Source organism: Shewanella maritima (genome assembly GCF_004295345.1).
Lineage (GTDB): Bacteria > Pseudomonadota > Gammaproteobacteria > Enterobacterales > Shewanellaceae > Shewanella > Shewanella maritima.
This window is the reverse complement of record NZ_CP036200.1, coordinates 1,396,401-1,421,816: the sequence shown is the minus strand read 5'-3', so window position 1 is coordinate 1,421,816 and position 25,416 is coordinate 1,396,401. Positions and strand designations below refer to the sequence as shown.

Below are 25,416 nucleotides of genomic sequence, written 5' to 3'. Positions count from 1 at the left end.
TTGGGTAATAAAAAACGCACTCAATGGAGTGCGTTTCATTTGGCGTTAGCCGAACACTTGCAAATTAGTGACCCAGCCTTTGTTTACAGCGTCTTTAGTGACGGAACATCGCCGAAATAGACTCTTCGTTGCTTACGCGGCGAATCGCTTCAGCAAGTACACCAGACATAGTTAGCTGAGATACTTTGCCTACTTTAAGCATGTCTTCGCTTAGCGGTACAGTGTCAGTCACAATCACTTCATCAATCACTGAGTCAGCGATGTTCTTAGGTGCATTACCTGAGAATACTGGGTGAGTTGCATAAGCAAATACGCGGTTAGCACCGTGCTCTTTTAATGCTTCAGCAGCTTTAGATAGTGTGCCACCAGTATCAATCATGTCATCAACGATGATGCAGTCACGACCTTGAACGTCGCCGATAATGTGCATAACCTGAGCAACGTTAGCTTGTGGACGGCGTTTGTCGATAATAGCTAAGTCAGAGTCATCAAGTAGTTTAGCGACTGCACGTGCACGTACCACGCCGCCGATATCTGGAGAAACAACGACAGGGTTGTCTAGCTTCTTCGCTAGCATGTCTTCTAGTAGTACTGGGCTACCGAATACGTTGTCTACAGGTACGTCGAAGAAACCTTGGATTTGCTCTGCATGCAAGTCACAAGTTAATACGCGGTCAACACCAACGCTTGATAGGAAGTCAGCAACAACTTTAGCTGTGATAGGTACACGAGCACTGCGAACACGACGGTCTTGACGAGCATAACCAAAGTAAGGAATTACCGCAGTAATACGGCCAGCAGATGCACGACGTAGCGCATCAACCATGACGATAAGTTCCATTAGGTTGTCGTTAGTTGGCGCGCAAGTAGATTGAATGATGAATACATCCGCACCACGTACGTTCTCGTTGATTTGAACACTGATTTCACCGTCGCTGAAACGGCCTACTTCTGCGTCACCGAGTTTGCAGAATAAACGTTCAGCAATTTTTTCGGCTAGTTTAGGGGTAGCGTTACCAGCAAAGAGCTTAATGTCGGGCACTTTATGAACCTCAGGCGTTGGCTTGAATATGGGCTAAATGAGCAAATTCTGCTCACTTAGAAGAATTTTAATAATTTAAAGCTGGGCAAGTCGTTCCAGTAATGGTGACTTGTTTAAGCCTTTAGCAACAAAGCCTTGCATTGAATCTGGCAATTTTGCCAGCGTATCAAGTGCTTGTTGCGAATGCTCAAAACGGCCAAAGACACATGCTCCGGTCCCCGTCATTTGAGACGGCGCATATTCTAGCAGCCAGCTCAAGGCATTGGCAACTTGAGGGTAGGTGTTTGCCACTAAAGTTTGGCAGTCATTTGACCAAGTTCTTTCCATTAGCGATTGCAAATTTAGTTTAGGTGTTTGCCTTGGCAAATCTGGATGCTGGAACACCTGCTGAGTTGAAACATGCACGTCAGGGACGATAACTAAATACCAAGGTTCATCTACTTTAACTGTTTGTAGTTTTTCACCCACGCCCTCGGCGAAAGCCGCGTAACCATTAATAAAAACAGGGACATCGGCACCTAAGCTTAGACCAATTTCAGCCAGTTTTTGGTGAGGAAAGTTAATATTCCAAAGTGCATTGAGTGCCACTAATGTCGTGGCTGCATCTGAAGAGCCGCCTCCAAGACCACCGCCCATCGGCAGCAATTTATCTATCCAAATGTCGGCGCCGCCAGCATAATTTGCCGCTATTTTTAGCGATTTTGCAGCTTTTAGAATTAAGTTATCGCTATCAGCGACAACTTTGGACATCTTGGAGTGTAAACGAATGTCACTGGTTTCGGTGACATGGAAATCTAAATAGTCGCAATGGTCGACAAATTGAAACAGAGTTTGTAATTCATGATAACCATCACTGCGTCGTCCGGTGACGTGCAGGAACAGGTTTAACTTTGCAGGAGCTGGCCAGCTTTTAGAAATAGGCGCTTTCATGTTGACGTCCTTGTGTCTACTGGATGGGCTGCATTGCTTGCCATTGGTTGTTTTGGATTTTGATTTGTACATCATCTCGCACAATAATGATTTGTCTTGGTATTTGTATGCCTTGCAGTATTTGCCAGCTTCTAAAGTCAACTTGCCAATGTGACGCTGTTTGCTCGCTGATAAGCTGCTTTATCGTGCCATCAGCATTATAGCTAATTACTTTGTCTTCGCTGCTGGCTTGACCGGTTATCCATAGAGGCAATCTATCTAAAGGAATATGAATCGACACCATAGAGTCGAGCAAGGTTTGCGGGTCTTTATCAAAATAAGTTTCGCCATTGGCGGTCAATGTTGCACCTTGTGGGCCACTATCTAAAACCAATAAATTAGTGCCAATCATAGTAGTCAGACGTAAATCATCGCCTTGAGCTTGGTGAAACCAATATAAGTTAGTGCTAAATTTATCTGTGTTTGAGCGAACGGCAATTTTACCCTTAAGTTCCCAATGCTGTGCTTGCGCAACATGATTAACGCTAACAGGTTCAAAGTTGGTGTGCTTTAAACTACTGCAGCCATTAAGCATCAACATAAGTAGCAGTAATAAACTTATGAAACTGAATTGGCGCACTGTGATAGCTTGAGGCTTTTGGGTGTTCACACTAATACCAAGATGAGGTTAAACGTTGGGTCATCATACTGCTCCAACTAGCTGATGTAAAAATTGCTTTTACTAAAAAGTGCACTGTTTATGCATTTGCTAACAGCTACAAAGAAAATTTAGACATATATTCGGTTTTGTTAACCCAATTGTGTTTTTAGTTTGTGCTTTTAGTAGAATGGCCTAATTAACGAGATCGATAAGAACTTCAGAAAGAGTCAAATGAGTCTAGTAGTAATCGGGATTAACCATAAAACGGCGACAGTAGATTTACGTGAGAAAGTTGCCTTTTCTCCAGATCGCATCCATGACGCAATGAAAAGTTTAGCCAGTCGCAGCCGCACTGGTGAAGCTGTTATCGTGTCTACGTGTAACCGTACCGAACTGTATAGCTGCAATGTCAAACCTGAAGAGGTCATTGAGTGGCTAGAAGAGTATCACGACCTAGATCATGAAGCGCTGATGCCATGTATCTATGCCTATGAAGATCAAATTGCTGTGAAACACCTGATGCGCGTTGCCTCTGGCCTTGACTCGCTTGTATTAGGTGAACCGCAGATTTTAGGTCAGGTAAAGCAAGCGTTTGTTAAAGCAAAAGAAGCGGGCACAACTGCGGTTACGATTGATCGTTTATTCCAAAATACCTTTTCGGTTGCCAAGAAAGTGCGCACCGAAACCGATATTGGCGCCGCTGCAGTATCTGTCGCCTTTGCCGCAGTAAGCATGGCAAAGCATATTTTCTCGTCGCTCAAAACCACTAAGGTACTGTTGATTGGCGCGGGTGAAACTATTGAGTTAGTCGCGAAGCACTTAAAAGATCAAGAAGTGAATTCAATTGTAGTGGCTAATCGCACTGTTGAGCGTGCACAGGCGATGTGTGAAGAGTTCAACGCCACGGCGATTACCCTGCAAGACATTCCAGAGCATTTACCTCACGCCGACATTGTTATTTCGTCGACCGCGAGCCCTCTACCTATTTTAGGCAAAGGCATGGTTGAAAAAGCGTTAAAACAACGTCGTCATCAACCTATGTTATTAGTCGATATTGCAGTTCCGAGAGATATTGAAGCAGAAGTCGGTGAGTTAGACGACGCTTTCCTTTATACTGTTGACGATTTACATAGTATCATTGAACAAAACATGGCTTCGCGTAAGGAAGCCGCCGAGCAGGCAGAGATTATTGCCGAAGAACAAGCCGTCTTATTTATGGAGTGGGTGCGTTCTTTAGAGTCGGTTGACAGTATTCGTGAATATCGTAGCCAGTCATTGGCTATTAAAGATGAATTGGTTGAGCGCGCCTTGAATAAAATTCAGCAAGGTGGCAACGGCGAGCAAGTAATTTTAGAGCTTGCTAATAAGTTAACCAATCGCCTCATTCACGCACCAACCCAGGCGTTGACTTCAGCCAGTCGCCAGGGTGATTTAAATACATTAGGTCAACTGCGAGTCGCGCTTGGTTTAGATAAACACTAGCAGCTAAATATTCAGTTCAATCCTACTTAGCACTGCAATCGCAGTGCTTTGTTGGTTGTAAAGCAAAATTTAGGTGAACAGCAAGGGTTAGCCAGTTACATGAAACCATCCGTTATCCGCAAGCTTGAAGGCTTGCTAGAGCGTAATGAAGAAGTTTTAGCATTACTAAGTGATGCCAGTGTGATTGCGGATCAAGACAGATTCCGCACCTTATCAAAAGAATATGCTCAACTTGAAGACGTAGTAAAAAGCTTCAAGGCATTCCAGCAGGCGCAAGAAGACCTAGAGTCAGCCGAAATGATGCTGGAAGAAGATGACGCTGAGATGCGTGAAATGGCGCAGGAAGAAATTAAAGAAGCTAAGCAAGCATTAGAGCGTCTAGAAGACGAGCTGCAAATCCTGCTGCTACCAAAAGATCCAAATGACGACCGTAACGCCTTCATCGAAATCCGCGCAGGCGCTGGTGGTGATGAAGCGGCAATTTTCGCCGGTGATTTGTTCCGCATGTACTCTCGCTACTGTGAGTCGAACAAGTGGCAAATGGAGATCATGAACGCTAACGAAGGCGAGCATGGCGGTTTCAAAGAGCTTATTGTGCAAGTTACTGGTGATGGCGTCTACGGCAAGCTCAAGTTTGAGTCTGGCGGACACCGCGTACAACGCGTGCCAGAAACCGAATCACAAGGTCGCGTACACACCTCTGCCGTAACGGTTGTCGTATTGCCAGAAATTCCAGAAGCTGAGCAAATCTCGATTAACCCTGCCGATCTTAAAGTCGATACTTTCCGCGCCTCAGGTGCGGGTGGTCAGCACGTTAACAAAACTGACTCGGCTATTCGTATTACTCACGTACCGTCAGGTATTGTGGTTGAGTGTCAAGATCAGCGCTCACAGCACAAAAACCGTGCTCAAGCCATGAGCGTGTTATCGGCGCGCCTACAAGCGGTTGAAGATGAAAAACGCCGCAGTGAAGAAGAGTCTACTCGACGTAATCTAGTCGCAAGTGGTGATCGCTCTGAGCGTATCCGTACTTATAACTTCCCTCAAGGTCGTTTAAGTGAGCACCGTATCAACCTAACGCTGTATCGCTTGGGTGAGATTATGGAAGGCGATCTAAACGCGATTATTGAGCCGCTAACTCAAGAAGAACAAGCCGATAAACTTGCCGCACTCGCAGACGAGTAAGGATTAAGGCTTGGCACAATCTAGTCAAACCATTGCGCAGGCGCTGCAATGGGCAAGCGAGCAATTACACTCTACCTCTGAGTCGGCGAAAGTCGATGCAGAGGCCTTGCTGCTGCATTGCATCAATAAAAATCGCAGTTTCTTATATACCTGGCCAGACAAAACTTTATCCTCGGCTCAGCAAGCTGACTTTGAAGCTATGGTTGCAACAAGGCAAGCTGGCCGCCCAGTGGCGCACATTATTGGTGAGCGCGAGTTTTGGTCGCTGCCGTTTTTAGTTAACGATACGACTTTAATCCCAAGGCCTGATACGGAGATTTTAGTTGAAAGCGCCTTGAATTTACCGCTTGCTGACGACGCCAATGTGCTTGATTTAGGTACTGGTACTGGCGCAATAGCCTTGTCATTAGCCTATGAACGCCCAAGTTGGCAGGTAACTGCAATTGATAAGGTGCCAGAAGCTGTCGCCCTTGCTAAGGCGAATCGTGACAATTTAAAGCTCGGCCAAGTTGAGATTTTACAGTCTGATTGGTTTAGTGAAGTTACCGATAAACGATTTGATTTGATTGTGTCTAACCCGCCGTATATCGACGAGGCGGATAATCATTTATCTCAAGGTGATGTACGTTTTGAACCGCACAGTGCGTTAACCGCAAAAGATCAGGGTTATGCTGATTTATTTCACATTGCACAAACGGCAAAAAGCTACTTAACTTCAGGTGGTTATTTACTGTTAGAGCATGGTTATCAGCAAGCAATTAAGGTGCGAGAAAAGCTGATTGAGCTTGGCTATCAAGATGTGGCGACCATTCGAGATTTTGGCAGTAATGATCGCTGTACTTTAGGTCGACTGTGCTGAAGGCTCCTGGCCGTCTAGGCTGAAGCTCCAGGTCGATTGGGCTGAAGGCTCTTGGCCGTCTAGGCTAAAGCTCCGCGTCTTATTGGCCGAGGCAAGTTAGTTGTGAAAAATTGAGACCTGAGCGCAAGTTAGCTACCCCACATGGATGTTGACATGAACTTTTTAGCGTGACGCTATTGGAGCAATCAAAGTTGTGGCTAAGTTAACAATTCGAGTAAACTGGCTGCGTTTTATTCTGCTCTAAATAAAATCAACAAAGACAGAGATTTAAAAAATGGAAACATTTTACAGTTTATACCCTGCCGTTAAACATACGCATATGTTGTTTTTGGCATTAAGTATCGCCTTGTTTGTATTACGTTTTGGTCTGCATTTACGTCAGTCTCCATTAATGGAGAAAAAGCTGCTGAAAGTCGGGCCACACGTGATTGATACTTTCTTATTAGTGTCAGGCTTTACCCTTTGCTTTATGATCAAACAGTACCCATTTGTAGATGCATGGATGACTGAAAAAATCATCTGCGTGGTGGCGTACATCGTATTAGGGATCATGGCATTAAAATCAAACCGTAATAAGCTATTTAAGTTCTTTGCTTTCATTGGTGCAATTGGTTGGTTAGTGCTAGCGGCCAAGCTGGCTCATTTTAAACAAGTTGTATTAATGGGTTAATTGATTCTGTCATGAAGCATACTTTTCTATCTGATGACTCAGTGTCTATTCCAGAGACTGCGTTCGATTTATCAGAGCACCTTGGCTTTTTACCTTCTAAAGCGGCGCAGTGGGCGTGGTACGAGTTATCTGGCTCTGTGCTAAGTCGCTATGTTGTCGATCAACAAGCTCGTCTAGATGGTCTATTTAAATGGTTTTTCAATGACCTAGGTTTTTGCGCTAAAGAAGATTACTTTAGTGTCGAAGCAGCTGATTTAAGCTACTGCGTGACGAAAAGACAAGGTAACAGCACTACGCTTTCGACTTTGTTGGTATTGCTCGCTAAGCAGCTAGACTTGCCACTTGAAGCGGTATTATTGCCAGGGCACACAGTGCTTCGCAGTAAACTTAACGGTAAACAGGTTTACCATGATCCGTTTAGCGGTGAGCCTATGACTCGCCGTCAGTTGCATAATTTAGTGCGCGGTGAGTTAGGTAATGCAGCCCGCCTTAAGCCAAAGCACGTAAAAGCTGCCACGGTAAAAACTTTGATTTCGCGTATGCTTAATGAGCTCAAAGCCAGCTGTATTTTGACGCAAAAATTTGAGCAAGCCATGGAGTGTTGTAGCTTGCTACTGCAATGGCACCCGGGCGATGTGCACCTTAATCGCGAGCGCGCTTTTATTGCCCAGCAGTTGGGTTGTATAAAAGTGGCGATGTCAGACTTGCAGCACTTTATTGATAGCAGCCCGCATGACCCTGTTACTGAGCTAGTAAAGATGCAGCTTAAAGAGCTCAGTCAGCAGTCACAAACCTTGCACTAACACCATATATAACCTTTAAGTGCGTAAGCGAAAGCTTGCGCACTTTTGTATTTTATAGGGCGAAATTTCTACAAAGAGGCCAGATATCCACCGCTTTGTGAGACGCAGGGCAGTAGCGATTGCCATTTTGTGATAAAACCACATAGCTCAGTTGATTGAACTCTAGAGATTGAGCCTGTAGAGATGAAGCAAAAATAGCTGCTCAAACTAAAAAAACAGCCTGCATAGCGGGATAACAATAATAACGATATTGCACAATTAAAATTGCAAGGGAGACGCAAGCATGACAACGCCTGCATTAGTGACCAACGACGCCACGGCATTAGGCCTGTTAGCTGCGATCCTTGGTTTTGTTTTTTATACCAACAGTTCAAATAACCCATTTTGGAAGAAGTTTTACACCTTCGTACCAGCCTTATTACTATGTTATTTCTTGCCGTCACTGCTAAATACCTTTGGTATTGTTGATGGTCACTCATCTAATTTGTACTTTGTTGCCTCGCGCTATTTACTGCCAGCCTGTTTAGTCTTGCTTATCTTAAGTGTCGACTTAAAAGCGATTTTAGGTCTGGGCCCTAAAGCCATTGTGATGTTCTTAACTGGTACCGTAGGTATTGTGATTGGCGGCCCCATTGCGCTGTTAATTATTTCAGCGCTTAACCCAGAGGTGATTGGTGGTCATGGCCCGGATGCTGTATGGCGCGGCATGACAACTCTTGCAGGTAGTTGGATTGGCGGCGGCGCTAACCAAGCGTCGATGAAAGAAATTTATGAAGTTGGCGGTGATATCTTTTCGGTGATGGTCACCGTTGATGTGATTGTTGCTAATATTTGGATGGCAGTATTGCTACTGATGGCATCAAGAGCTAAGCAAATTGATGCCAAAACAGGCGCAGATACCAGCGCCATTGAACGTTTAAAAGTGCGTGTTGAGCAGTATCACGCTGAAAATGCGCGTATTCCAAGCCTGCCTGATCTAATGATGATTGTGGCTGTGGGTTTTGGTATAACCGGTATTGCCCACTTTGGCGCTGATATTCTTGGGCCATTTTTTGAAGCAAATTACCCATGGACTCGCGATTACAGCTTAACGTCTAAGTTCTTCTGGCTGGTGGTGATTGTCACTACAATTGGTTTAGCGCTGTCATTTACACGCGTGCGTCATATTGAAGCAGCAGGTGCATCTAAAGTGGCCTCGGCATTCCTGTACATCCTAGTGGCGACCATTGGTTTACATATGGATGTATCAAAACTTGCTGATGAACAAAACCTTTGGTACTTCGCCATTGGTATGATTTGGATGATTGTACATGCGAGCTTTATGCTTATCGTTGCTAAAATTATTAAAGCGCCACTGTTTTATATGGCAGTGGGCAGTCAGGCCAATGTTGGCGGCGCGGCATCTGCCCCTGTGGTTGCGGCAGCTTTCCACCCAGCACTCGCGCCAGTAGGTGTATTGCTAGCAGTATTTGGCTATGCCGTGGGGACTTACATGGCGTGGTTATGTGGTCAGCTACTACAGGTGATTGCGGCCTAAATTAGCGTGTTGGCATTGGGCGAACACGCACAATTTTTTGATTAAAGAGAATATACTATGGAACAAAAAGTTATCGGCTTTAGCGGCTTAGAAGTCGCCAACGACAAGCCATTTGTTTTATTCGGCGGTATGAACGTGCTTGAGTCTCGTGATCTCGCTATGTCGATTGCCGAGCACTATGTAAAGGTTACCGAAAAGCTTGGTATTCCATATGTATTTAAGGCGTCGTTTGATAAAGCCAATCGCTCTTCAGTGAACTCCTACCGTGGTCCAGGTATGGAAGATGGGCTTAAGATTTTTGAAGAGATTAAATCGACCTTCAATGTGCCTATTATTACTGACGTACATGAGCCTTACCAATGTCAGCCAGTTGCCGACGTGGTTGATGTGATCCAATTGCCAGCATTCCTAGCTCGCCAAACCGATCTCGTTGTCGCCATGGCAAAAACCAATGCCATTATTAATGTGAAAAAGCCGCAATTTTTAGCGCCGCACGAAATGCGTCATATCATCACTAAGTTTAATGAAGCAGGTAACGACAACATTATGTTGTGTGAGCGTGGCTCAAGTTTTGGTTACAACAACCTAGTAGTTGATATGCTTGGCATGGATGAAATGAAGCAGTCAGGTTACCCAGTGATTTTTGATGCTACTCACGCGCTGCAACGCCCTGGTGGTCGCGCCGATAGTGCTGGTGGCCGCCGTGCTCAAGCGACAGAGCTTGCTCGCAGTGGTATGGCATTAGGTCTAGCTGGACTGTTTATCGAAGCGCATCCAAACCCTGATGAAGCTAAGTGTGACGGCCCATGTGCGCTGCCTTTGCACCAATTAGAGAATTACCTTACTCAGATGAAAGCTATCGATGACTTAGTTAAGTCATTTGAGCCGATTGATACCAGTAAGTAGCTGCTTACTGTTCTAGTTAATGAAAAAGCCCTGACTCCTTATAAGTCAGGGCTTTTTGTTAGCTGCGCTACTGCCAGCTCGGAGGAATTACCTGAGCGTTGGCTTCGCAAGTCCTTTAAACTTTCTTAGCAAGGCGCGGTTAAATTACCCGTGATGGCTTCACTACAGCTTCCGGTAATGACGAGCTGCAGTTATTTAAGCTTACCAACAAAAGGAGCAATCGAACTTGTTGGTGGCACAACCTCATCATCTAGGCCAATTAATTTGGCAATTAACGCATAGATGTGGACGTTTTCAAATGCGTTAATTCGTCCCGCTTTAAAGGCCGGCCCTTGGGCGAGGAAAATGCCATCGAGCTGTATTGTCGCTTGTGGGTCATAACCGTGAGTAGCCTTGCCATCGACCACTTTTTCATTATCAAACACATAAGGCGGGTGTGCGTTTAAGATAAGATCCGGCATTACATCCGATTGCTTGTCAAAGTGCCAATGAGCTGGGTATTCACTTGGTTTGAGAATTTGATAGCGTTTATCTTTCTCGGCCAACTGATCCGCTATGAGTTGGCGATAAGCGGCATCAAGTACCACTTGCTGATCACCATAAACATATAGCTGAGTCTGACCATTTACTGTGATTAATTGATCGTTATCCAATAAAACTTGTGGGTCGGCTATTGGATTGAGCCTGTCAATATCCACCATGCCATGATCTGATACTATCACTAGGTTAATATTTTGGGTCACCGCATTTGCCTGTATGTAGGCTCGTAGCTTGCCAATTAAGCTATCAACTTCAAAAATGGCATTAGCAAGTTCATCTGAATTAGTACCATATGTGTGTCCGGCGCTGTCGACAGTCGAAAAGTACCCAAAGATAAGTTTAGGTCGTTTGTGTTTATCCCGGTTTAACCAGTCAATGATTTGCTCGATGCGATCGGCATTTGGTGTGTTGTGCTTGTATGTAAAAAACTCAGTAGGTGAGTATTCGCCGTGGTCGATTTCAGACTCAGGCCAGAAATAAATCGCACTGGCTTTAGCTGCTTTTTCGGCTTCAACCCAAATAGGTTTGGCACTTAACCATTTAGGTTGCTCACGCCCAGCACCTAAGCTGTAATTCTTCTTGAGTGTTTTCGAGTAAAACTTGTTTTGTACTATGCCGTGAGTCTGCGGGTATACGCCGGTCACCATGCTTATATGGTTGGGAAACGTCTTACTCGGAAATACTGGTGTTAAGCCGTCACTAGCAAGGTGTTTGCTGCGCATTTCAATTAGGTTGGGTGCGACTTTAGCAAGCTTTGGATTGTTGAGATAATGATTGGCAAAGCCATCGATTGAAATCACCACTGTAGTGCTGTCACTCTGGTTTTGCTCTGCATTAACCAAAAGTGTCACTGGTAATAAAGTGATAGCAAAAGCCAGCTGAATTAGCGTCCTTGAGCGTATAATGCGAACTGCTGCATGATACATGTGTGATTTCCCTACGTTGATGAGTGCTTGTGTGGTTTTTGAGCGCTCATTCTACCGTTAAAACCCGCCTAGGTTTAAGTTAAGAAATGTGACAATTGCCTGCTTTACATAAATTCACCACCCACGGCTACGTAAAAGTGCGAATCTTGATTCATCACTTTTGCGGGTGAAATCTATTCAAAAATAAGCTAAGCCTTGGCTTATTTTCTGTTAATAAGAGTATAGTTTAGAGCCAGTTAACAGTTTCAGTCGCTAGGAGCGTCAAGTATGTGGATAGGTTTCACCTTGCTAGCAGCATTCATGCAAGCATGGCGCAATGCGTTGCAATCTAAGCTTAGTCAAGATGTGAGTATCACTGGCGTAACGCTAGCAAGGTTTATCGCTGCAGGCCCGATTGCAGCCTTGTATTTAGCCATCTTGTATCAAACGCATAGTGTTCCTAAGCTAAGTTTTAGCAATACCTTTTATTTGTATATCGCCCAGGCATCCTTGATGCAGATTATCGCCACTGCATTGATGGTGAAGCTTTTTACCTTAAAGAACTATGCGGTTGGCGCCGGACTTGCCAAAAGTGAGGCCATCGTTGCAGCAGTGTTTGGGCTGATGTTCTTTGGCGTGCAATTAACTGCGCTTGGTTGGGCTGGCGTTGCTGTTGGCGCATTGGCTGTTATGGTGCTGAGCGGTGCGTTTAAGCTCAATAGCGCATCTCGCTTAAGTAATGAAAGCAAAGGCAGTTATTCTTGGTCAACGGTTCTATTAGGGCTAGCTTGCGGCAGTGCATTCGCACTGACCTCACTTAGCGTGCGTGAAGCGAGCTTGCAATTGCAAGGCCCTTATATGGTAAGAGCTGCCTGGGTGTTGCTGTTGGTGATTAGCAGCCAAACGCTTATTTTGGTGAGTTATTTGTTGCTTAAGCAGCGTCAGACTTTGGTTAAGCTTTGGCGCAACAAACAGCTTACTCTAGCAGTAAGCGTTACCAGTTGTATTGGCTCTATCGGCTGGTTTAGCGCAATGACGCTAGAGTCGGTGCCGTTAGTGAAAACCCTAGGGCAAATTGAAGTCTTCTTTATGTTGCTAATTGGTCGTTACTGGCTAAAGCAACCAAATACCAAAAGTGATGTCCTGGGTTTATTGCTAATCGCAGTCGCTGCTTTGTTGGTGATCTGGGGCTAGCGGTTTATCAGTGTTTGCTGCCAGAGTTACTGCTAAATAAATGACTACAAGTATGTGCGAGCAGGCAGCCAAGTGTCGCTCCTGCTAAAAGATCGCCCAAGTAGTGATAGTTTTGCCCTAACTGCCCGGTAATGGTTGCGAGCATAGCGGTTATCCAAACTGGCGCAAGTTTGGGAAAATAGCGCCACAACATGCTTGCCAGCGCAAAACTAAATAACGCATGACCTGATGGAAACGAGTGGAAGCCTTTTTCTAGCGTTAGTGGGTAGAAACCTTCAACACCGTGGCTGATCCAAGATGGGTTATCATTAATCCAGGTCTCAGGCCAAGTGCGGCCAAACAGCATCTTTGCGCCTACGCGCACACAGATGGCGAGTATCAATAAGCTAACTAGCTGCAATGCAGCTTGTTTTAATCTCTCCTGCCAAGGCCTGTAAAGACTGCCAATAATGATCGCACCAGCTATCGCTTCAAGCAGCACTGGGATATCGGAAAACAGCTTAAATAGCATATTGGGCTGACTATGCTGATGCAGCCAGCTTGCCAAGGGGCGATCAATCAAGCCAATTGCAAGCATCACACAAAGCCCTGCAATAAGGTATGCCAGCACAAAACTGCGCTTAAACGGAATAGGTGCAGGGTTTGGCTTGAATATCATTTCTTTATCACGACAGTCTTTAGCAATTGAGGTGTTTAACAATAGGGAGCTTAGTTATGCGCATTATAATATGCTTGTAATTGATGGATTTGCTCAACCAATGCCTGATTTACCGGTGTGTTAATGTCTGTTGAGCGTGCCCTCATCACCACATAACCATTAATTTGGTCAATCTCGGTTTGCCGCTGGTGTGCAATATCTTGATGCATTGACGAGTAGTTTGCTGCCGTGAGCTCGATAACCTTAGCGACATTTTTAGTCATTTGCTGCGCATCGAGTGTTACGCCATCAGCTCTGGCAACTTGCACACATTCATCAATAATCGCGGCAATTTGGCTCTGGTATTGTTTTGCCGCCAGCTGACCATTTTGACACTGCTCTATCGCGGTTAACGGATTAATAGCGCAGTTGATAGTCAGCTTAGTCCATAAGGCTGTGACAATATTATCGGTAATCATTAGATTTGGAATTGCCCTGCTAACAAGCGTTAATAAACTGCCGTCCATTTGCGGCCCAGCAAACAAGCCCAGGCTAGTTGCGCCATTGCCCGTTTGTTTTATCGCAAAAGCATTTGTCTTTAATGCTGCCTGAGAAGTAGTTGCTAAGCTTAAGCCTATATTTGCTGATAGCGTTGACGAGCTATTTAGCAGGCTTTGCACCTCAAGGTGCGGCCCCATGCCATTGTGTAGCAACATAATATGGCTATCGATTGGCAGGTGCGCAAGTAACGGCTTGAGTGCACTTGCTACCTGATAAGCCTTGACGCATACGATGACAAGTTTCACCTTAGCAAGCTCCTGCATCAGTGTGTTTGATGCAATATCTATAAGCTGACAATGATAGTTTGTTGAATTGCCATCAAGGCTAGTAAAGCTGAGCTGCTGGTTGGTATTTGCTTGCTCGAAACGCTCGTGACTCACAATCAGCTTTAGTGCAGCTTGTGTTGTATTTATTTGAGTCGCTAGTTGCTGATGAATTAACTGTCCAATAGCGCCAGCGCCTAGAATGGCGATTTGACCATTGATACCCTGCATATTTGCCATTTAGTTATCAGCCTTGCTGTGTACTTGTGCAGATTTGCCATTCAGCTCACCGGATTTAATACTTTGCGCGCCAGCTTTGCCTTTACTGCCGTATTTGAACATGTGGTAGATTTTCAAGCACACATAAAACAAACCAACACCTAATAGATCGGCTGCGACGTCGTCAACTGACGCATTGCGATAGGGCAGCTGTGATTGGATAACTTCGATTAAAATCGCATACAAGGTTAAAATTGACGTTAAGATGTACCATTTGGGTTTAAAGGCATAGTAGGCGAGGTATGACAACGCAAAAAAGCTGCCTAAATGGCCGACTTTATCCATGTGTTGGAACGTCACAGGATAGTTTCCAGGCTTTGAGAAAACCAGGTAGCTAACGATGATAAAAGTGACAATCAACGCTAGCTTGAAAATGTTTCTATAGCTAATCACAAGCCTGAGGATACCTTAGAATAATAGTGTTTCGCCAAATCATAAGAAAACTACTTACACTTGTCACCGTAAACCTGATTTATATTAAAAAATTCATTCAACTATATCGCAGTGTGCGACAATTTAATCGTAAACTAGCTACGAGAAAATTTAAGAGGATACCATCATGCCATCAATGGATATTGTGTCAGAAGTCGACGCGGTTGAGCTGAGAAACGCAGTAGATAACACGCGCCGAGAAATCGACAACCGTTATGATTTTCGTGGCAAGAATGTCAGCGTTGAATTTAAAGATATGCAAGTGACACTGTCTGCCGATGATGAGTATTACTGTAAACAAATGGTTGATGTGCTGCGGATGAACCTGAGTAAGCGCAATGTTGACCCAGCAGTAATGGAAGTAGATGAAAAGGCGCTACATACAGGAAAAACCTTTTCTCTGCGGGTGCGCTTTATGGAAGGCATTGAAACTGATGTGGCTAAAAAACTGGTGAAAGTTATTAAAGACAGCAAGATGAAAGTGCAGTGTGCTATTCAAGGTGACACAGTGCGGGTAACCGGTAAAAAGCGTGACGATTTGCAAGCAGCTATTCGTTTAGCAAGGGAATCTGAGTTAGGTCAGCCGTTTCAGATTAAGAACCTGCGTGACTAGAGGTTAGTATTTTATTGGCTGTATATAAACAAAAACCACCTTGGCCAAGGTGGTTTTTTATATGGTGATGCACGCTAGTCTTTTAGTTGATTGATGCTCTCGCTGACTTCATAACCTTTATCGGTAACAATTCTTTCTAACACCACTAAGCGATGCTTTAAGCTTTCAACTTCATCGATGAGTTTCATTTTGTCGCTAGAATCTATCTTGGCTTCAAGCTGCTTCATTCGCAGACGATACTTGAAAAAGTCTGCGCCAAAAATGGCAAAGAACACAATTGCGACGATAAGAACTTGGCTGATATCCATATTTCACCTTTCACCTTTAATCAATTAACTTTAAACCTAACAGGTTTAAAAGCAAAAAGCTGACCAGGATGAAAAGTTAATACTAGGGCCTGTTGATCTTTGCTGATTAGAATTTGTTCGAATTAAAAGCACTTTAATCGCGACGCGAGCGATGACGTCTAGTCACCTAAACAAATTCGCTCGCAACAAAGAGTAAAGTGCTTTTAAACGAACCTTTCAGGCAGCGCTTGTTGTCATTTCTACTGCGTTAACGACTTATCATGTGGAACAACCACACATCAAAGTCGTTGCCTTGTATAAATTTCCAACAAGCTGCTGCAAAAATAATCTTGAAAGATCAACAGGCCCTAATGAGTGAGTTAGCGGATTACCTAGCGTTAGCTCAATAACATATTAAGCAAAAAGTTAGTGCTAATGAGTATCAGTTGGCCAATTTCACTTACGAGTAGTTGACTCGCGATCTGCAACTGGTTTTTCGTTGGCTTGGTGATTCTGCTGCTTCTGTACTAGATGGATAAGCCATAACACAGGGAAGCCGATAAGACTGGCGGCAATGAAGAAGTTCACATAACCAAAGTTATCGACATATAGCCCTGAGAAGCCTGCAACAAACTTAGGGAATAAGAGCATGATTGATGATAATAGCGCGTATTGCGTCGCGCTGTAGCCAGAGCTTGTTAGGCTAGAAAGGTAAGCAATAAAAGCGGCTGTCGCTATGCCTGCGCTAAAGTTGTCCATTGAGATTGCAAAGGTTAAGAAAGCCACGTCATAACCAATGTGAGCCTGCCAGGCGAATAACAAGTTAGTAATAGCTACTAATAGCGCACCTAAAAACAGGATTTTCATGGTGCCGTAGCGAGCAATCAATATGCCGCCAGCACCCGCGCCAATTAAGGTCATAATCAGGCCGTAAACCTTACTTAAAAACGCGATCTCTTCTTTGCTAAACCCCATGTCGACATAGAATACATTTGCCATAATCCCCATGACGATATCTGATATGCGGTAGCAGCAGATCAGCAGTAAAATCATGATGGCACTTTTGCCATAGCGTTTAAAAAAGTCGACAAACGGCAGTACCGATGCACTATACAGCCAAGCAAATGCTTTGGCTGTGGTAGGTGAATATCGCTCGCTGAATTTAGCTCTAAGTAGCGCTTCTTGCTCGGTTGCTTGCTTGTTATCGACTTGAGGCTCACGGCACAATAACGTGGTGATAATACCTACGCCCATCAGTGAAGCCATAATAGCGTAGGCGGTTTGCCAAGATTCTAGATTATATGCACTGTCGCCAGGGCTAATCGCTGCGGCAATTGACAGCGCACCTGCGGTGGAAACAATCATAGCGCCGCGATAGCCCACTTGATACGCCGCTGCAAGCGCCGCTTGCATATGCTCTGGTGCCGATTCAATCCGAAACGCGTCAATGACAATATCTTGGGTGGCAGAGGCAAAGGCGAGCAGCAAAGCACATAAAGCTAGCTGCTCTAAATTCACTTGCGGGTCGCTCATCGACATACCTAGGATAGCTAATACCACACAGGACTGAGCTAATACCATCCAGCTGCGTCTACGCCCAAGTAAACTAGTAAGAAAGGGTAGGGAGAGCCTATCTACCAATGGTGACCAAACCCACTTAAATGCGTAGGTTAGGGCTATCCAGCTGAAGTAGCCGATGGCCGCTCGATCAACTCCAGCTTCTCGCAGCCAAAAACTTAATGTTGAGAATACCAACATTAATGGCAAACCAGCCGAAAAACCCAAGATCAATAATGCGAGTACTCGGCGATGAAGGTAAACCGAAAAGGCACCGAAGAAACGCGACCAGGTCGAAGGCATAGAGAAGCTATTCATTAATCTAGGTGGAGTGATACCACCTAGCTTAAGTGTCAGCGACTAAAGGTCAAGCGCTAGCGGTAAATTATTGTTTATGGGCGGATTCCGATGCAGCTATCGGGGAATTTTCCACCAATATTAAGGAAATCACAGCAATCATCTACCTGCTTACGCAAATATTGATTACCGCGAATTGCCCATTCTGGCCATTTGTCGAAACAGTGTAACAGGTGCCAGAATACTTGCTCTGTTTCGCTAGGTAGTTGAGCTTTAGATTGGGGGGTATTGACCAGGCATTGCCATTCTTCAAGTACATCCCACATGTAGAGTTGAATTTCTTTGTATTCGAGTTGTTCGTCTAAAAATGCTTTCCCGTAAAAAGCCAGCTGTGGAGCCTTGGCTTCAATGAAGTCATCTGCTGTCATCATTGTCATGTCCTTTAAACGCTTTCTGTGGAGCGTCTTCCTTGAACTAATGTTATTGAACAAATTAAAGTGCGCGAAATTACAAAATATAACTTTGGTGTAATGCACTAAAGTATAGACACGATTAGCCGATATTGTGGAGTTAGTGTAATAAAACTGCAAAAAGCATAGTAATGACTGAAATTGACTTTACTGAGCGATTTTCTGCTAAATATGGCGGTTAATGGAACGGAAATTGAACAATTGTCCTGTGCAAATTCGCTCAAACTCGGTGAAGATAAGTTAAGTTTTTGAATCTTAGTCGTTGTTTAACGACGAGAGTATGAATGCTGCTCAGTAATCGAAACCTGAGTAGCGCTATGATTTGATTCCCCCAAGTTAAACAATCATCAATGAGTATGAGTTTGCCAGCAAAAAGGAGGCATAATACCTCCTTTGCGATGTGTGCGTTTTTAGCGTGTCATTAACTAGATATCGATATAGGTCGTTATCTCGGTAAAAGTGTCGCCTTGGTTAGCGTGATGTTTTTAACCGGTACATCTGGCCAACCAAGTTTGGCATTTTGTCCTGTTTCAACCACGGCCATTGCTTCTAATACTTCTAAACCCTCAATGACTTCACCAAATACAGCATAACCCCAACGGCGCTTTGAAGGGTCAAGCCGTTTGTTGTCAGCGACGTTAAAGTAAAACTGTTTGGTCGCACTGTGAGGCTCATTCTCCCTTGCCATGGCAATGGTTCCCAAGCCATTTGAAAGGCCGTTGCCAGCTTCATTTACAATAGCTGGCATGGATGGCTCTGCTTCTTCAAAATTGCCATCAAGCCCGCCACCTTGCACCACAAAGTCTGCGATAATGCGGTGGAAAATAGTATTGTCGTACTCGCCTTTAACCACATAGGTTAAGAAGTTATCTACGGTAATTGGTGCTCGCTGGCGGTCTAGTTCAACAACGATTGTGCCCATGGTGGTTTCCAGTTTCACTTTTGGGAACAGAGTATCAGGTTGAATATCGACTTTAGCGACTGCGCAGCTCAAGGTTAGTGTGAGGGCGATAATAGCGGCAGATAACCATTTAAACATGTCTTTCGTCCTTGTTATTGCTGTTGAATAAATTGATGCAACTCGGCGTCATTAAGAATTTCACCCGTTAGCTTGTCGAGCAGTTTGTTGATGTCTAACTCTAGGGTGGCGAAGTCAGAGTTAAACGGGCCAGTTAATGTGCCGCGGCCTTTATATATTTTGGTAAATTCTTGAGTGCGGTTTGTGGCGACCACATTAATAGTGACCTGAGTTTTTGCCTCATAGCCAAAGGTGGTTTCAGTGACATCAGTGAGCAAATTATCTAACTGAAACTGCACAGTGCGAAATGAGCTTGATGAAATACTATAGCCAGCTTCGCTAATACCTTGTCTAAATACCTTATCAAGCTGTTGCCTTACAGGTTCGCTTGGACTAATGAGTCTAGCTGCATCGTCACCATTATGAATCCGTACAATAAAGTTAGCCTTGCGGGTATCAATAGTTTCAACATGTACCTGAGTTGCCATTGAGGTTTGTGGTGCAACGGCGCCAAGACTTGGGTTTAATGCAATATGGGTTGGCTGGTGACTGGCACAGGCACTTAGGCCTAGCGCAGCAAGTAAAATGAACACAGGTGATTTCATATTTATGGTGCGTCTTTAACTTATGTCTCTTGTGATAATGACAGCAAGCATATCAGATTTAACACAAGGTAACAGCCAACATAATACGCATTAAGGCTGTATTAATGGAGGATGGGGTTTAGCTTCACCAAACTACTGCTTCTCAATAGTAACAAGCTGAGGTGGTTGACATTATTTATTAGGCGTAGCAACTTAATTTGTGAAATGACACGGAGGAAAGTGATGTCGGCGCAGCAGCAAAACCTCAACCCGAAACCTCAAGTAGTAGCGACAGTGGATGCTGAACAGGCAATAACATCTACAGATACGTTAAGGTATCCACCAATACATACGCAAATTGCCCCTGACTGCTTAATTCAGGCAGACGGTAAACCCATGTTTGGTCATTTCGATGGCATAGTAAAGTCACTTGGATTAGAACAGTTTGATTATCGCAATACCATGGATAAACAAGCATCCAAACTTGCCAAGTATTTCGATTACAAGCAGTTTCAGTTTGTGACGGTCAAAACTCAGCGCTACATAGTGAGCGCTGCGATTGCCGATATTCGCTATCTTGGTAGCGGCTTTATTTATGTGTATGACATCAAATCACAAAAAATTGTCGAGCAAAGCTACTTAAGGCCGCCGACTCTGGGCTATCAAACAACGCCGTCGCCATACAATGGTGAGGCAAGTATCTCAAAGCTTGGGTCAGCCGATAAGTTGGCGCGTTTTAATCTAGTTGAAGGTGTTTGGCAGCTTGAGATTAACACCAACAAGGTAAGCGCGTCGCTAACCTTAACTCCGCCAGCATTAAGTTTACCGATGAGTCTGGCAACCCCAACTGCATACAATGGCTGGACATACACCCAAAAACACAACGCCCTGCAGCTGTCTGGCACCTTAACGGTTAACGATGAGCCACAGCCGCTGAATCACGCTTTGGCGAGTTATGACTTTTCTGCTGGCTATATGCGCCGAGAAACCAGCTGGCGCTGGGCGAGTCTTAATGCTAATACCGAAGGTGGCGTGATAGGGCTTAACCTTGCTGCTGGAGTAAATGAAACTGGTGCCAATGAAAATGTACTCTGGGTTAATGGCCAGCGCCATTTGCTTGGGCAAATTCAGTTTGAATTCGACAGAGATGATTTAACCAGCCCATGGCAGATACGCGCGGTCAATGGTCAAGTTGACTTAAGTTTTCATGGCATCAATCAACGCACTGAAAAGCTCGACCTCTTGCTACTGAAAAGTAATTTTAGGCAGTTTATAGGCTATTTCGATGGCAAGCTTACTGATAACCAGGGTGTGACTTATACCATTTCTCAGCAGCTAGGCTTGTGTGAAGATCATTACGCCAAGTGGTAGTGGGCTTAGTCGCGATATGTTGAGGTTGAGTTTATTTAACGCTTTAGCTATTAAGCATTAGGCTAGTTGGACTTTAGATATTCGGCGCAGAGCGGTTGGAAGCGCCCTTGGAGAGTAAATGGAATTTTCGAATATGATGGCCAGTTTAATGAGTCATCCAGAGTTATTACTGTTGGTGTTGGCACCATTATTTTTTGTGTGTATCGCTGCTGAGTGGTGGTTTATCCGTCAAAGCCAATCCCTGCCGCAGACAGCGCGTTATGTACTACCAGAAGCTGCTTGTAACATTGGTCTTGCAGCTATGCATCAAGTGACTGACATTTTGGCAGGCTTACTGATTGCCAAGGTGTACTTGTACTTCTTTGGCTGGCGATTGTTTGATATTGAATTAAGTCTTGCGAGTTTTGCTGCATTGCTGATAGCCCAGGATTTTTGCTACTACTGGTTCCATAGAGCGAGTCACCGGGTGCGTTGGATGTGGGCGGCGCATGTGGTGCACCATAGCTCTGAAAATATGAATTTGTTGACTGCCTTTCGCCAAAGTTTAATGTATCCCCTCGCTGGCATGTGGCTATTTTGGTTACCGCTCGTTGTGATTGGTTTTGATCCAAGTTGGGTGGTGTTTGCTGTTTTGCTTAACCTTGGTTTGCAGTTTTTTGTTCATACGCAAGCGGTTGATAAGCTTGGGCCGTTAGAGTGGGTTTTTAATACGCCATCTCATCATAGAGTCCATCATGGGCGTAACCCTGAGTACATTGATAAGAACTATGCTGGCGTGCTGATCATCTGGGATAAGTTGTTTGGCACCTTTGAGAAAGAAATTGCGCCGGTAAACTATGGCATTACCAAGCCAGTAAACAGTTTCAACCCGCTAGTGGTCAGCTTTGCAGAGTGGCGCGACATGTTTAAAGAGGTGAGTGCTTCGGGTTTAAGCTTGTCTGAGCGCTGGGCGCTATTATTTGCGCCGCCACAGGCACAGCAAATAAACGCTCGACAAATGGATGGGCTGCAAACGGATACTCAGCAGGTTAAACATGAACAAGATAAACCAGCACAGGATTTTACATCGCAGTAAGCGGCACTCGTTTCTCACAGTTATAAATAAATTACTATCTTCTAATGAAGGAGACTTTGTGTGGGCTCCCTAGAAGGGGACCCAATCAGTTGAAGCTATAGGCTAGAGTTGCAGTGATATTTAAAGCCGTTGAAAACATGGATGTTTTCGTCGAGCCCACAGGACGTGCTCGCTGCGAGCTTTAAATTCCATTGCAACGCCAGCTAATTATTGAAGCAACCCCTTCTGGAGAAAAATAGAACGATAACCACTTACTGAATAAGGTGGTTTAGGGCCGAAAATAACAACGCCAGACTAAAGCCTGGCGTGTTTATTTTTGTTAGCAAGCTAAAGCCGAATCTACTTAGGTTTTACCGCTTCAACCTTACCGCCTAACCATACTGAGATAAGCGACATAGGTACTAGAATCGCGCCAAGAATAAACAGAGCTGAATAGTCACCGTTTTGTGTCAGCCCTGGTACTAGCTGAATGGTGATAATCACGCTAAGCACCGCAGATGTACCACTGATCCCCGCTAGTGTGCCGACAGTTTTACCAGAGAAGTAATCACTTGGTAGAGTTTGAATGTTACCAATAGCGGTTTGGAAGCCAAACAGAATTAACGCGATAAGTCCCATTGCCATAGCTGGTGTTGCGGCTTGCGTTGTGAGCAATAGTGCCGGCAGCATGACTAAACCACCTACTAAAATTGTTAGTCGGCGAGCTTTGCTGACGCAGCCATACTTCTCAATTAACTTGCCGCTGAACCAGCCACCAAAAATGGCACCAATTGCCGCGCCCACATAAGGTACCCAGGCAAATGCACCAATTTGCTTAACGTCAAAGCCGAACTTTTCATTTAAGTAAAGCGGTAGCCAAGCAACAAACAACCACCAGATAGGGTCAACGAAAAAGCGCGCCGCAATAACACTCCAAGATTGTTTGTGTTTAAGTAGTTGCCCTAGTGTTGGGACATACTCATCTTGGTTATTGCTGTCAGTTCCAGCAATTTGACCAGATAAGATGTGCTCACGTTCTTCATCGGTGATCCATGGATGAGCATCAGGCGCAGATTTATAAACGATTACCCAAGGGATAATCCATAAGAAACCTAGGATAGCAATCACCACGAAAGTGGCTTTCCAGCCAATAAAGGCATATAGCGCAGCGATAAGCGGCGGTGCGATGATCGAGCCCATTGATGCACCTGAGTTGAAGATGCCTTGTGCGAGTGCGCGTTCTTTAGCCGGGAACCATTCAGCATTAGCTTTAGTGGCGCCAGGCCAGTTACCTGCTTCACCCACACCAAGAATAGCGCGGACAATAGCAAAGCTCATTGCAGTCGATGCGATAGCGTGGGCTGCGATAGAAATCGACCATACTAAAATGGATAAGATAAAGCCAAGGCGGGTGCCGATGGCGTCGAAGATTTTACCAAATAGTGATTGACCGATGGCGTAGGCGATCATGAATACGCTGATGATGTTAGCGTAGTCACTTTTATCTAGCCCTAATTCTTCTGAAATACTTGGCCACATAATGGCAAGTGCGGAACGGTCAATATAGTTAATCACAGTTGCTAGGGCGACCAAGCTAACAACCAACCAGCGTAAATGTTTGACTTTCATTATTATACTCTTGTATGACAAATTTAACGGTTGTAGTTATCCGCTAGAGCCAGAACCAAAATGCACAATGTTAAGCGCTAGTAGATAAATGCATGCAGGACATAGGTCATATTGCCGCTAATGAAACAAGATTGAAACAGTTTTGTTATAAAAAAGGGCAACACATCACAGTGTAATATGTTGGAATACACATGAGACTGTGAGTGTTCCTTTATCAACATTATTTGTCAGACATATTGCTTGGAACTTAGCTTTAGCACCTAAGAAGAACTTAGGACCAGAGCGTGAGTAGTCGGCAATGGCTGTGCTGTTACCACGAGTCATGACCTGTGGCTCGTCTAGCAGGTTCAGCGCTTTCAGGGAGAAAGACAAATAGTCAGTTAACTTGTAGCTTGCCGTAAAGTCGAGATAGCTGGCGTCTTGCTCAGTCACCGCTGCTACTTCAATGTCTGTTTGAGTGTTGTCAGCAACAGCATTGGATGACAGGGCGGAGGCGAGGGCGATTAATAATATCGCAGTTCTAGGCTGCCAAGATTTGCCCTGCCCCTTTAGTGCATGGCTTATTTTATTAAGTTTCACGTTAATCTCCCCAGAGTAAAGCTAGTTTCTTAAAGTTTGTTTCTAACTATCAAGGTAAACACATATTTCAATTTTACTGTTGGAATAACAGCGTGTGCTTAATTAGAAACTAGGGGAGGGACTGATACGGTGTTAACCAGTTTGTTATACCAATTGTTAATGCTTTTAGTGTATTTTGTTTTTACCAATGCTGGATATGGTCTGACAATTTGCTAGAATTGGTTGAAAGAGTTAGCTATTATCTTTAAATAACTGTTGCTGTTCGGTTAATTAACGATATGATTATCAGCGATTGACTAGAGCGTAAGTTGAAGGACTGAGTATGAAAAACCGTCGCTTATTTTGGCGCATCGTTGAACAGATTGAACAAGCAATAGAGCAAGGCGAATATGCTGTGGGGAGCCGTTTGCCTCCAGAGCGTGAACTTGCTGAAAAGTTTGATGTGAGTCGACCGACAATTCGTGAAGCGATAATTGCCTTGGAAGTGCGTGAACGTGTTGAAGTTAAAACAGGTTCAGGGGTTTACGTGGTAAACCAAAATAGTACTGATAATGTGACTCAGAAAATTAATGCCTTTGAACTTACGCAAGCTAGAGCGCTAGTTGAAGGTGAAATTGCCGCTTTAGCTGCTAACAGTATTACCGATGAAGAGCTTGCCAAGTTGCATCACACGCTAGTGATGATGGAAGACAAGGAATACATTGAAGAAGCGGACCAAATGTTCCACCAAATTATTTCGCAGTCGACCCGCAACAGCGCATTGATAAACGTATTCGACAGCCTGTGGGCACTGCGCTCTTCTAGCACGGCAATTGTTGATGACTACAATATGGTTTGCAGTACCGACAATCGTAAAACTCTCGCTGAGCATACTGCAATCTATCAAGCATTATCTAAGCGTGATGCGTCACAAGCACGTAATGCGATGCATGAGCACTTTAATCGTTTAATCAATGTGTTATTTGATAAACTTGAAGCCCAGGCGCTAGAAGAAGTGCGCCGTAAAAACAACGCCAATCGCGATTTATACTCCATCGATAACATTGTTAAGTTGCGAAGCTAGGCTCTGTTTGCCCAGAGTGTTTAAAACAG

General features: G+C 44.4%; 26 protein-coding genes. 12 read left to right on the top strand and 14 right to left on the bottom strand.

The genetic code is table 11. The features are described from left to right. Window positions 1-94: 94 nt before the first annotated feature. From EXU30_RS06030 to lolB, 3 genes are all read right to left on the bottom strand, one after another. Complete coding sequence (locus tag EXU30_RS06030; protein WP_130598307.1) at window positions 95-1,042, bottom strand: ribose-phosphate pyrophosphokinase; 948 nt, start codon at window positions 1,040-1,042, stop codon at window positions 95-97. Between the two features lie 75 nt (window positions 1,043-1,117). Beyond that, a complete protein-coding gene (gene ispE / locus EXU30_RS06025; protein ID WP_130598305.1) occupies window positions 1,118-1,972 on the bottom strand; it encodes a 4-(cytidine 5'-diphospho)-2-C-methyl-D-erythritol kinase in 855 nt (284 codons plus the stop codon). Between the two features lie 16 nt (window positions 1,973-1,988). Next, on the bottom strand, window positions 1,989-2,621 hold the full coding sequence (gene lolB, locus EXU30_RS06020) for a lipoprotein insertase outer membrane protein LolB (protein ID WP_242620330.1): 633 nt from the start codon (window positions 2,619-2,621) through the stop codon (window positions 1,989-1,991). A 222-nt stretch (window positions 2,622-2,843) separates the two neighbouring features. Here lolB and hemA point away from each other — a divergent pair, with 222 nt between their 5' ends. The 7 genes from hemA to kdsA all read left to right on the top strand — a co-directional run bounded on the left by hemA (window position 2,844) and on the right by kdsA (window position 10,054). Further along, window positions 2,844-4,094 carry a glutamyl-tRNA reductase gene (gene hemA / locus EXU30_RS06015; RefSeq protein WP_130598303.1) on the top strand — a complete coding sequence of 417 codons (1,251 nt, stop codon included), beginning with the start codon at window positions 2,844-2,846 and terminating at the stop codon, window positions 4,092-4,094. Between the two features lie 99 nt (window positions 4,095-4,193). After that, window positions 4,194-5,279, top strand: a complete 1,086-nt coding sequence (prfA, locus tag EXU30_RS06010) for a peptide chain release factor 1 (RefSeq protein ID WP_130598301.1) — start codon at window positions 4,194-4,196, stop codon at window positions 5,277-5,279. Window positions 5,280-5,289: 10 nt separating this feature from the next. Continuing rightward, complete coding sequence (gene prmC / locus EXU30_RS06005; protein ID WP_130598299.1) at window positions 5,290-6,138, top strand: peptide chain release factor N(5)-glutamine methyltransferase; 849 nt, start codon at window positions 5,290-5,292, stop codon at window positions 6,136-6,138. 274 nt (window positions 6,139-6,412) lie between these two features. Next, complete coding sequence (locus EXU30_RS06000; RefSeq protein WP_130598297.1) at window positions 6,413-6,808, top strand: SirB2 family protein; 396 nt, start codon at window positions 6,413-6,415, stop codon at window positions 6,806-6,808. A gap of 11 nt (window positions 6,809-6,819) precedes the next feature. Continuing rightward, the gene (locus EXU30_RS05995; RefSeq protein ID WP_130598295.1) at window positions 6,820-7,611 is read left to right on the top strand and encodes a transglutaminase family protein; all 792 of its coding nucleotides are present in this window, start codon (window positions 6,820-6,822) and stop codon (window positions 7,609-7,611) included. Between the two features lie 283 nt (window positions 7,612-7,894). Next, complete coding sequence (locus tag EXU30_RS05990; RefSeq protein ID WP_130598293.1) at window positions 7,895-9,148, top strand: DUF819 family protein; 1,254 nt, start codon at window positions 7,895-7,897, stop codon at window positions 9,146-9,148. Window positions 9,149-9,205: 57 nt separating this feature from the next. Further along, on the top strand, window positions 9,206-10,054 hold the full coding sequence (gene kdsA, locus EXU30_RS05985) for a 3-deoxy-8-phosphooctulonate synthase (protein ID WP_130598291.1): 849 nt from the start codon (window positions 9,206-9,208) through the stop codon (window positions 10,052-10,054). A gap of 191 nt (window positions 10,055-10,245) precedes the next feature. Here the strand turns inward: kdsA and EXU30_RS05980 are convergent, their stop codons facing one another. Next, window positions 10,246-11,520, bottom strand: a complete 1,275-nt coding sequence (locus tag EXU30_RS05980; protein ID WP_130598289.1) for an alkaline phosphatase family protein — start codon at window positions 11,518-11,520, stop codon at window positions 10,246-10,248. 267 nt (window positions 11,521-11,787) lie between these two features. On the opposite strand from EXU30_RS05980, the gene EXU30_RS05975 reads away from it, so the two are divergent. Beyond that, window positions 11,788-12,693 (top strand): multidrug transporter, encoded by a 906-nt coding sequence (locus tag EXU30_RS05975; RefSeq protein ID WP_130598287.1) that lies wholly within the window; start codon window positions 11,788-11,790, stop codon window positions 12,691-12,693. Between the two features lie 7 nt (window positions 12,694-12,700). On the opposite strand, the gene EXU30_RS05970 is transcribed toward EXU30_RS05975, so the two are convergent. The 3 genes from EXU30_RS05970 to EXU30_RS05960 are packed head-to-tail and all read right to left on the bottom strand — an operon-like array spanning window position 12,701 to window position 14,826. Beyond that, window positions 12,701-13,393, bottom strand: coding sequence for a phosphatase PAP2 family protein (locus EXU30_RS05970; RefSeq protein ID WP_130598285.1), 693 nt, complete (start codon window positions 13,391-13,393; stop codon window positions 12,701-12,703). Window positions 13,394-13,401: 8 nt separating this feature from the next. Then, the gene (locus EXU30_RS05965; protein ID WP_130598283.1) at window positions 13,402-14,394 is read right to left on the bottom strand and encodes a ketopantoate reductase family protein; all 993 of its coding nucleotides are present in this window, start codon (window positions 14,392-14,394) and stop codon (window positions 13,402-13,404) included. Then, window positions 14,395-14,826, bottom strand: coding sequence for a VanZ family protein (locus EXU30_RS05960; RefSeq protein ID WP_130598281.1), 432 nt, complete (start codon window positions 14,824-14,826; stop codon window positions 14,395-14,397). A gap of 166 nt (window positions 14,827-14,992) precedes the next feature. Between EXU30_RS05960 and EXU30_RS05955 the strand changes: the two genes are divergently transcribed. Beyond that, window positions 14,993-15,478 (top strand): YajQ family cyclic di-GMP-binding protein, encoded by a 486-nt coding sequence (locus tag EXU30_RS05955; protein WP_130598279.1) that lies wholly within the window; start codon window positions 14,993-14,995, stop codon window positions 15,476-15,478. A 74-nt stretch (window positions 15,479-15,552) separates the two neighbouring features. On the opposite strand, the gene EXU30_RS05950 is transcribed toward EXU30_RS05955, so the two are convergent. The 5 genes from EXU30_RS05950 to EXU30_RS05930 all read right to left on the bottom strand — a co-directional run bounded on the left by EXU30_RS05950 (window position 15,553) and on the right by EXU30_RS05930 (window position 19,712). Continuing rightward, entirely contained in the window at window positions 15,553-15,786 is a 234-nt protein-coding gene (locus EXU30_RS05950) for a hypothetical protein (protein WP_130598277.1), read from the bottom strand. A gap of 435 nt (window positions 15,787-16,221) precedes the next feature. Beyond that, window positions 16,222-17,625: an AmpG family muropeptide MFS transporter gene (locus tag EXU30_RS05945; protein WP_130598275.1), complete on the bottom strand. Its 1,404-nt coding sequence runs from the start codon at window positions 17,623-17,625 to the stop codon at window positions 16,222-16,224. An 89-nt stretch (window positions 17,626-17,714) separates the two neighbouring features. Continuing rightward, window positions 17,715-18,047: a hypothetical protein gene (locus tag EXU30_RS05940; protein WP_130603283.1), complete on the bottom strand. Its 333-nt coding sequence runs from the start codon at window positions 18,045-18,047 to the stop codon at window positions 17,715-17,717. Between the two features lie 487 nt (window positions 18,048-18,534). Then, a complete protein-coding gene (locus EXU30_RS05935; protein WP_130598273.1) occupies window positions 18,535-19,128 on the bottom strand; it encodes a peptidylprolyl isomerase in 594 nt (197 codons plus the stop codon). 14 nt (window positions 19,129-19,142) lie between these two features. Continuing rightward, window positions 19,143-19,712, bottom strand: coding sequence for a YajG family lipoprotein (locus EXU30_RS05930; RefSeq protein ID WP_130598271.1), 570 nt, complete (start codon window positions 19,710-19,712; stop codon window positions 19,143-19,145). A 375-nt stretch (window positions 19,713-20,087) separates the two neighbouring features. Between EXU30_RS05930 and EXU30_RS05925 the strand changes: the two genes are divergently transcribed. Both EXU30_RS05925 and EXU30_RS05920 read left to right on the top strand, forming a co-directional pair. Then, window positions 20,088-21,062, top strand: a complete 975-nt coding sequence (locus EXU30_RS05925) for a DUF2804 domain-containing protein (RefSeq protein ID WP_242620395.1) — start codon at window positions 20,088-20,090, stop codon at window positions 21,060-21,062. 118 nt (window positions 21,063-21,180) lie between these two features. Continuing rightward, complete coding sequence (locus tag EXU30_RS05920) at window positions 21,181-22,137, top strand: sterol desaturase family protein (protein ID WP_130598267.1); 957 nt, start codon at window positions 21,181-21,183, stop codon at window positions 22,135-22,137. Between the two features lie 339 nt (window positions 22,138-22,476). Here the strand turns inward: EXU30_RS05920 and EXU30_RS05915 are convergent, their stop codons facing one another. Continuing rightward, a complete protein-coding gene (locus EXU30_RS05915; protein WP_130598265.1) occupies window positions 22,477-23,745 on the bottom strand; it encodes an MFS transporter in 1,269 nt (422 codons plus the stop codon). 165 nt (window positions 23,746-23,910) lie between these two features. Continuing rightward, window positions 23,911-24,324: a hypothetical protein gene (locus tag EXU30_RS05910; RefSeq protein WP_130598263.1), complete on the bottom strand. Its 414-nt coding sequence runs from the start codon at window positions 24,322-24,324 to the stop codon at window positions 23,911-23,913. A 322-nt stretch (window positions 24,325-24,646) separates the two neighbouring features. Between EXU30_RS05910 and EXU30_RS05905 the strand changes: the two genes are divergently transcribed. Beyond that, window positions 24,647-25,387, top strand: a complete 741-nt coding sequence (locus EXU30_RS05905) for a FadR/GntR family transcriptional regulator (protein WP_130598261.1) — start codon at window positions 24,647-24,649, stop codon at window positions 25,385-25,387. Window positions 25,388-25,416: the final 29 nt, after the last annotated feature.